Origin of the sequence: Pedobacter sp. (assembly GCF_045628745.1) — a bacterium.
Taxonomy (GTDB): domain Bacteria; phylum Bacteroidota; class Bacteroidia; order Sphingobacteriales; family Sphingobacteriaceae; genus Pedobacter.
Genome location: NZ_JAZQPU010000249.1, coordinates 1 through 7,489 on the forward strand (window position 1 = coordinate 1; position 7,489 = coordinate 7,489).

Annotated in this window: 6 protein-coding genes; 2 read left to right on the top strand and 4 right to left on the bottom strand. The window is 41.3% G+C overall.

The features are described 5' to 3' along the window. On the bottom strand, nucleotides 1–1,191 hold a 1,191-nt coding region (locus tag ACR2F7_RS09500), incomplete at its 3' end, for an APC family permease (RefSeq protein ID WP_432713338.1). Between the two features lie 123 nt (nucleotides 1,192–1,314). Further along, nucleotides 1,315–2,094 (bottom strand): LuxR C-terminal-related transcriptional regulator, encoded by a 780-nt coding sequence (locus ACR2F7_RS09505; RefSeq protein WP_432713339.1) that lies wholly within the window; start codon nucleotides 2,092–2,094, stop codon nucleotides 1,315–1,317. Nucleotides 2,095–2,308: 214 nt separating this feature from the next. On the opposite strand from ACR2F7_RS09505, the gene ACR2F7_RS09510 reads away from it, so the two are divergent. Next, entirely contained in the window at nucleotides 2,309–2,737 is a 429-nt protein-coding gene (locus tag ACR2F7_RS09510) for an SRPBCC family protein (RefSeq protein WP_432713340.1), read from the top strand. Between the two features lie 3 nt (nucleotides 2,738–2,740). On the opposite strand, the gene ACR2F7_RS09515 is transcribed toward ACR2F7_RS09510, so the two are convergent. Beyond that, nucleotides 2,741–3,289: an acyl-CoA thioesterase gene (locus ACR2F7_RS09515; RefSeq protein WP_432713341.1), complete on the bottom strand. Its 549-nt coding sequence runs from the start codon at nucleotides 3,287–3,289 to the stop codon at nucleotides 2,741–2,743. A 63-nt stretch (nucleotides 3,290–3,352) separates the two neighbouring features. After that, entirely contained in the window at nucleotides 3,353–4,717 is a 1,365-nt protein-coding gene (locus ACR2F7_RS09520) for a voltage-gated chloride channel family protein (RefSeq protein WP_432713342.1), read from the bottom strand. A 658-nt stretch (nucleotides 4,718–5,375) separates the two neighbouring features. Between ACR2F7_RS09520 and asnB the strand changes: the two genes are divergently transcribed. Beyond that, complete coding sequence (gene asnB / locus ACR2F7_RS09525) at nucleotides 5,376–7,238, top strand: asparagine synthase (glutamine-hydrolyzing) (RefSeq protein WP_432713343.1); 1,863 nt, start codon at nucleotides 5,376–5,378, stop codon at nucleotides 7,236–7,238. Nucleotides 7,239–7,489: the final 251 nt, after the last annotated feature.

The following is a 7,489-nucleotide window of genomic DNA, read 5'->3' on the forward strand; positions in this document are numbered from 1 at the left end:
GGGTACCTTAAAAGGCCGGGGCCTTAAAGGTTCTTTTTTACGCAAAACAAATAAGGCAATGCCTACCAGCAAAAAAAATAACCAAAAAATAGGTGCTGTATATTCAATGATGGTTTGAAAACCTGTACGGGTCAATAAACCCAGGCTCACCAATGCTAAAGATATACAGCCCTGCACTAGAAAGGCATTCAGCGGCCCAGATGCCCTGCCATTCCATTTCCCTAAAAAGGAGAATACCTTAAAATCCTGCCCCAGGGCATAGTTTGTTCTGGCACCCGTAAAAATAGTGGCGTTTACTGATGTCAGGGTAGAGATAACAACCAGCACAGAAATGACCCATACACCTGTTGATCCCCAAACCAGGTTCATCAAATCTACCCCCACAGCATTAGATTGTGCCATAGCCTGGTGGCCCAGTGCATTGATAAAAGCAAAATTGACCAAAAGGTAACATAGGGTGATGATCAGGATACTGCCGATTAAAGCTTTGACAATGCTGCCTGTCCCATTTTTTAATTCTGCGGAGATGTAGGCACCTTCATTCCAGCCCCCAAAAGTGAGCAATACAAAAACCATGGCCAGGCCCATGGCATTTTGAGGTGCATTTGCTGTACTGGCTGCAGCACTTGCCCCCTCCACATGGGCGGGAGCAAAAAACAAGCCTGCAGCAACCAGCAGCAATACGCCCGCCACTTCTGTTAGGGTAAATAACTTTTGTGCCCCGGTACCAAACTTTATTCCGGCCATATTAATGGCCGTGAGCACCACAATTAACAAAGCAGCATAAATGACTGAAGAAAACTCGCCGAGGCTGTAAATTTCGGTAAAATAATCGCCGAAAATAAAAGCTATGATGGCAATGGAGCCAGTTTGGATAATACTTAACCGTGCCCAGGCAAAGAGAAAAGCTAAACGTTTGCCGTATGCTCTTTGTAAAAAGTGATAATCGCCGCCCGTATGAGGGAAAGCAGTGGTCAGTTCAGCATAGCAAAGGGCCCCTATTAAAGATACTGCTCCACCCAAAACCCAGGTCAACAGAAATATGGTATCCGTAGCTGTGTTGGCAGCTACCAGCGATGGCGTTCTAAATATTCCGGCACCAATTACAATCCCCACCATCAACGCAATTGCATCAATTAAGCCGAGTTTCTGCTGTGGCATACCAGGTTCAGTCGTCTGCTGCGCTTTCATCCATCAATATTAAAGGGTAAGCAATGCTGTATGTAGTCCAGAAAAGGCAGAAAGATTTTACTGTCTTATGATTTGAACAATCAAATTGGATGAATGTTCTGCTTATTTTTATATTGATCAGCCTTATATCCAACCCTTTGAAATAGCAGCATTGACAAGCTTAGGTGTGGAACCCACACCGGTTTTACGCAAAATATTCTTGCGGTGAGTGGTCACTGTTGCCGGCGAAATGAACAACTTCCTTCCAATCTCTTTACTGGTATAACCCTCAGAAAGCAGCATTATGATCTCTTTCTCCCGGAAGGTTAAGTGATCCTCAGTTCTTGAAAATCCAGGCTTTATGCCTACATCAACATAAGAAGGTTCACCTTCCGTGCCTATGAATGATAAAACAGGAAAGCCATCTTTTTTTAAGAAAGTAATATCCGTATCTACACAAAAAGAATGTACATATTGCTCCCGATTATCAGGAATGATGCACAGCATTTGATGCAACAGCCGTATATAGTTGCCACTACTTTTTCTAACCCTAAAATCATACCTTACTTTGTATTTAACCACACACTCCTTTTTCATAAGGCAAAAGAAATTGACCACCTGTTTTTCGTAGCCCAAAACATACGGGAGGTCTTCGGGATGTACAATACTTAAGAAAAAGGTACTGTTTAGGAGCTCCTGCGGATAGCCTAAAACAAGTGGCATTTCTGCACTGATGAACTCAAATTTCCTGGAGTTGAGGTTATACAGGTAGTGATAAAAATCACCCAACTGAAAGATATGCAGCAACTTTTTGTGAAACTCGAATTCCACCAATAAATCCTTAAATAAAGGTTCTGCAGCTATAGCATTCCATATGGTCCCTGCACTCGCATAACTATTTTGATGTACTTTCGCATTTTGCATGACACATTAATTTATATTAAATATAAAATGTATTTATGATAGAATATGTTAATATTTAAATTATATTTTCTGTATTTTGAATTAATATTTAGGATTTACAATTATTGCATCGTCGTAAATGCACCCGATTTTTGTCTGAATAACAGGCTATAAATATAGCCCGCCTACATTAATTTTGGATTTATGAGGCTAGTACTCATCAATTAAACAGGATATGGAAACACAAAACAAAACACTCATCACCGTAGAAACGACCGTCAATGCACCTGTAGCAAAAGTATGGGAACATTGGAATGAACCCATGCACATCAGGAAATGGAATTTTGCAGACGACAGCTGGCACTGCCCTGGTGCAGAAAATGATTTACGTATTGGAGGGCGTATACAGGCAAGAATGGAAGCAAAGGATCAAAGCCAGGGTTTTGATTTCTGGGGCATTTATGACGACATCAAAATCAATGAGCTCATCAGTTATACCTTAGGAGATGGCAGGAAAGTAAACATCAATTTCAAGGATCTTGGTGAACAAACAAAGGTAACCGAGACTTTTGAAGCGGAAGATACTTTCCCTAAGGAGATGCAAAAAGATGGTTGGCAGCGTATTTTAAATAACTTCAAGAAAGAAGTAGAAGGAACTTTTTAAACGTTAAAAAGCAATTTGACAACGCTCATTTTTTAAACCTTCCACACATATTTCCTTGTTATACCCTACTTTGAGCTGTACTTCATCTTTGCGATACACTCTTTTGAGCTCTCTTCGGTTGCGAGCCTGGGTAAAACGACGCAAGTCATCGTCGGTTTTTAAAATCAGGCCCGGAACTTTCCTTGGTTTATGATCATCGCCGATGGCCACCATGGTAAAATAACTGGTATTGGTATGTTTGGTAACATGTGTTTTTATATTCTCCGACACTACCCTGATGCCAATAATCATAGAAGAATTGCCCACGTAATTGACAGATGCCATTAAGGATACCAGCTCTCCTACTTCTACCGGAGCCAGAAAGTCAACCACATCAATGGAAGCCGTGATGCAATAACCATCAGAATGTTTAGCCGCACATACATAAGCCACTTTATCCATTAAACTTAAGATGGTTCCCCCATGTATTTTACCCCCAAAATTAGAATACGAAGGGATCATGAGTTCTGTTAAGGTAATTTGTGAACTATCTACAGTTTTGTAATCTTGCATAGGTTAACGATTTGGGCGCAATTTAAGGAAATTAGCCTTATACCTGGTGGCTAAAAATAGCCTTTAAAGGCGCTTTGTTTTTTTAAATGGTTGGAGATACTTGGTAAATTTTCTCTGCAGGTAAGTATTGCTTTTCAGCGTCCCGGCAAAAAGCCTGGCTGGCATGCGGCGGGTATTGTAAATGCCTGTATAGCCACTAAAAAGATAAGCGGTAAAGCAGGCGAGGGCAAATAAAACAATGTATTGTGGGCCAAAAAGTTCTACGCCCATTGTCGTGCAGGCCAAAGGGGTATTAGTAGCGCCAGCGAAAACTGCAATAAAACCTAAAGCAGCAAATAAGCTCACTGGTGCATTTAAAAGGATAGCCAATGTATTTCCTAAGGTGGCACCAATATAAAACAAGGGAGTTACCTCACCTCCTTTAAATCCTGTACCGAGGGTAACAGCAGTGTAAATGGTTTTCCAAAGCCAACTCCAGCTGTCGGCACCACCCTGCTTAAAAGCTGAACTGATGGTAACTGCACCGGGATATTCTGCGGCTACCCCTAAACTCAGGTAGTCTGGTTTACCGATCAAAACGGTCAACGCAATGATTAGCAAACCTCCAAAAATTGGAATCAGCCATTTCAGGGCAAAAAGTCTATTGAATAAAAGCTTAATTTCAAGCACCATCCTGGCAAAAAGAAAACTTGCCAATCCGAAGGCGATGGAAGCAAGCATTACTTTGAAAAGCAGTAAAAAATCGAAGGTAAAATAAGTAGCGATAAAGGTTGGTGCAGTAACTACGGTATCAATGCGGTAATGAACATGGGCAACCTGCCAGAAGCTAACGGTAAGGTCACCAATTACCGCTGCGAATAAGGCGGGTAAAAAAGTATCTATCTTTATCTTTCGGGAGGTTAAAAACTCAATCGCAAAAATCGCCCCGGCAAAAGGGGTTCCAAAAACAGCACCAAAGCCTGCCGCAACACCGGCCGTTAAAACCATGCGCCTGTCGATACCTGTTAACTTTAGCCAACGGCCAAAAAGTGATGCTATACTGCCACCTATTTGTACAGCCGTGCCCTCCCGCCCTGCAGAACCACCAAATAAATGGGTAATGACCGTGGTGAGCAGGATAATTGGCGCCATTCTTTTGGGCACAGCAGCACCCTCCAATTGTATTTGTTCTATAATAAGGTGATTGCCTTTTTCTGCTGGCTGGCCATAATACCGGTAAATTAAATAAATTAATAAGCCTGCAAGGGGCAAAAAGTATAATAACCATGGATGCTGAAAGCGATATTGGATGGCGGCATTCAATAAGGTTAAAAATAGGGCTATGATACTGCCAATGCCGATGGCTACAGGAATCATGATGATTGCCCACCGCAACAGCGTATATATAAAAGGATATTGTACTTTTAAATTTTGGTAGCGATTGTTCATTTTTTGATCAACAGCTAATGTAAGATTTTATTTCTTTAATCTATATAGCACTACTATACCATCACTTACCGTTCAGCTACCCTTCAGTAACCTATAGCCAACCTATGCGACGTATAAGATACACTCCTGCACCGGACCTGCTACCGGTTTGCTTCGGGATTTCCGCAACCAACCCGCTACCTGCTCCCTAGCAAACCCGAAGGTTCTCCACCGCATAAGTTAGTGATGGGCTTGTGATCAGTAAGCCATGATCAAATGAGCTAATAGTTGCAAGTAAGATGTCTGATGAGCATAAAGCTTAATTCTGGGTTGAATTTTCCATAAAAGCGCTTTCCCTATATAAAAGAGTTATTAAATATGAGCTAATGCACTGTTGCTGTGGTTTGAGCCACAGCATGTGAAATAAAAAGCAAAAAAATATACACACATTTGTTAATGCCAGGGACATTGATGTACTCGTATGCCGTATAATCACTTTGATATTTTACACCCTGAGCAATGAGGTTTACAATTTCCAATTAAACTGTTTGTATGATTAAATATCATCTAAATTTAGGAATATATAGCCTTAAATTGTTTATGCTGATTACTACTTAGCATAAGCATTACCTAGAAAAAGGAAGCTGTAAGATTTTATTTAATTTTTAATACGACAACCATGTGTGGTATAGCCGGGGCAATCAATATGCCATCCATCATTAAAGCAAAGGAAGTTTTAGAACACCGGGGCCCTGATAGCTTTGGCATTTACCAGGTGCAAAATGTTTGTCTGGTCCACCGCAGACTGGCCATTGTTGATTTAACAGCCGCTGGTCACCAGCCCATGTTCTTCAAAGAGTTCATCATCACCTTTAATGGCGAGATTTACAATTTCCACGCCATCAGAGATGAGTTGGTCAAAAAAGGCTATTCTTTTGTATCCCATTCAGATACAGAGGTCATCTTAAAAGCCTATGATTGCTGGGGCTCGCATTGTTTATCTAAATTCAATGGCATGTTTGCCTTTTGTATCTATAATACCCAAACGAAGGCTTTTTTTGTTGCCCGCGATAAAATTGGGATTAAACCTTTATACTACTACCACCAGGATGATGTATTTGCCTTTGGCAGTGAGCTCAAGGTATTTCCTTCCAGCATATTAGCCCATAAAAATGAAAAGGCGCTCTTACAGTTTTTAGTTCTCGGTTATATCACCGCCCCTGATTCTGCTTATCAAAATGTTTATAAACTAGAACCCGGTTGTTACCTGGAGTATAAAAAGGGCAAGCTCCTCATCACCAGGTATTGGTCTGTTATAGATCAAACTACACACAACCCCTATTTTGTTAAAAATTACCAGCATGCCCTAAAAATTGTAGAAGAGGAATTGCAGCGTGCAGTAGAAATGCAAATGATGGCAGATGTTAATGTGGGTTGTTTTTTAAGTGGTGGCGTTGACAGTTCCCTCATTGCAGCACTGGCGCAAAAAAGCTCTCCAGTACCCATTAAGACCTATTCCATGGGCTTCAAGGAACAGGGTTTTGATGAAAGCGGCTATGCTACTGCGGTAGCCAATCACTTAAAAACCGACCACCAGAACCTTAGCTTTGAGCCTGAAGATCTGCTGGACCTGATTACCGATTTTGATTTTTATTTTGATGAGCCCTTTGGTGATTTCGCCTCTTTACCTTTAAGCATATTGTGTAAAAAAGCAAAGGAGCAGGGTATCACGGTAGCCTTGTCTGGTGATGGTGGCGATGAATTATTTCTTGGTTACGAACGATATACTTTTGCCACCCGGTTCTACCGCCTTTTTAAAGATAAACCCGAAATTTTACGGCGCTTGTTTGCCGGCGCCCTGCGCCTTACTCAACAGGAAAAGGCCTTAAAAATGGTCTTTCCCATCAAAAAACCTACACTACTCAACTTTTACCAGGTTTATGCGACCACCATTAAACCCTGGGACCTGCAAAGGATGGTGGATAAAGATTTTATAAAGCTGCATTTTGGAAAAGAAGACATCACCTTTACCGATATTTTACCTATCCCCAAAACACTTGCGCTTGAAAATGAGAAAGACCTGAGCAACATTGACCTGCTGTGGAACCTGCCGGATGAAATGCTGACCAAATCTGACCGCGCCTCCATGCGCTTTTCCCTTGAATTGAGGGTGCCTATGCTGGATGCCAACCTGATTGAGATTTCCAGGGCTATTCCTCATCATTTATTGTTAAAGGACGGCATTAAAAAATCCATCTTAAAAGATATTCTTGCCAAACATGTACCCAAGGCCCTTTTCGACCGTCCTAAACGAGGCTTTAGTGTGCCTATTGGACTATGGTTCAGGAATGAACTTAAAGCTGAACTTTTAGACTTAAACCAGGGCTTGCCGGCCTTTTTAAATAAAGCTTATGTAGACCGGCTAATCCATGAGCACCTTTACCTCCATAAAAACCATACTTATACCTTGTGGAACTTAATGAGGATTAAAAAGTTCTACAGCCATCAACCAAAACCTGCAGCCGAAGTATACATGGATTAGCGACCACCCCGGCCAAGATAACATTTCTTTAATTGAGGAGAACACCCTAAATTAGCCTGTTCTAAACTCACTCATGAAAACTGCATCTTTAAAAAGCACTTTATCTATCGCTTTCCTTCTTTTAGGCAGCGCGACTACTTCGCTACAGGCGCAAGTACTCAACTCCAGGCAAATAGTGTAACATGCAAAAGTGGGAGTCAGCTTTTGCTTTTTTACCATCAACATGACTGTTACATGTTTCAAATACTAAC

Coding starts and splice junctions, on each gene's coding strand:
- asnB (WP_432713343.1), top strand. CDS start 5,376: ATGTGTGGTATAGCCGGGGCAATCAATATGCCATCCATCATTAAAGCA.
- ACR2F7_RS09510 (WP_432713340.1), top strand. CDS start 2,309: ATGGAAACACAAAACAAAACACTCATCACCGTAGAAACGACCGTCAAT.
- ACR2F7_RS09505 (WP_432713339.1), bottom strand. CDS start 2,094: ATGCAAAATGCGAAAGTACATCAAAATAGTTATGCGAGTGCAGGGACC.
- ACR2F7_RS09520 (WP_432713342.1), bottom strand. CDS start 4,717: ATGAACAATCGCTACCAAAATTTAAAAGTACAATATCCTTTTATATAT.
- ACR2F7_RS09515 (WP_432713341.1), bottom strand. CDS start 3,289: ATGCAAGATTACAAAACTGTAGATAGTTCACAAATTACCTTAACAGAA.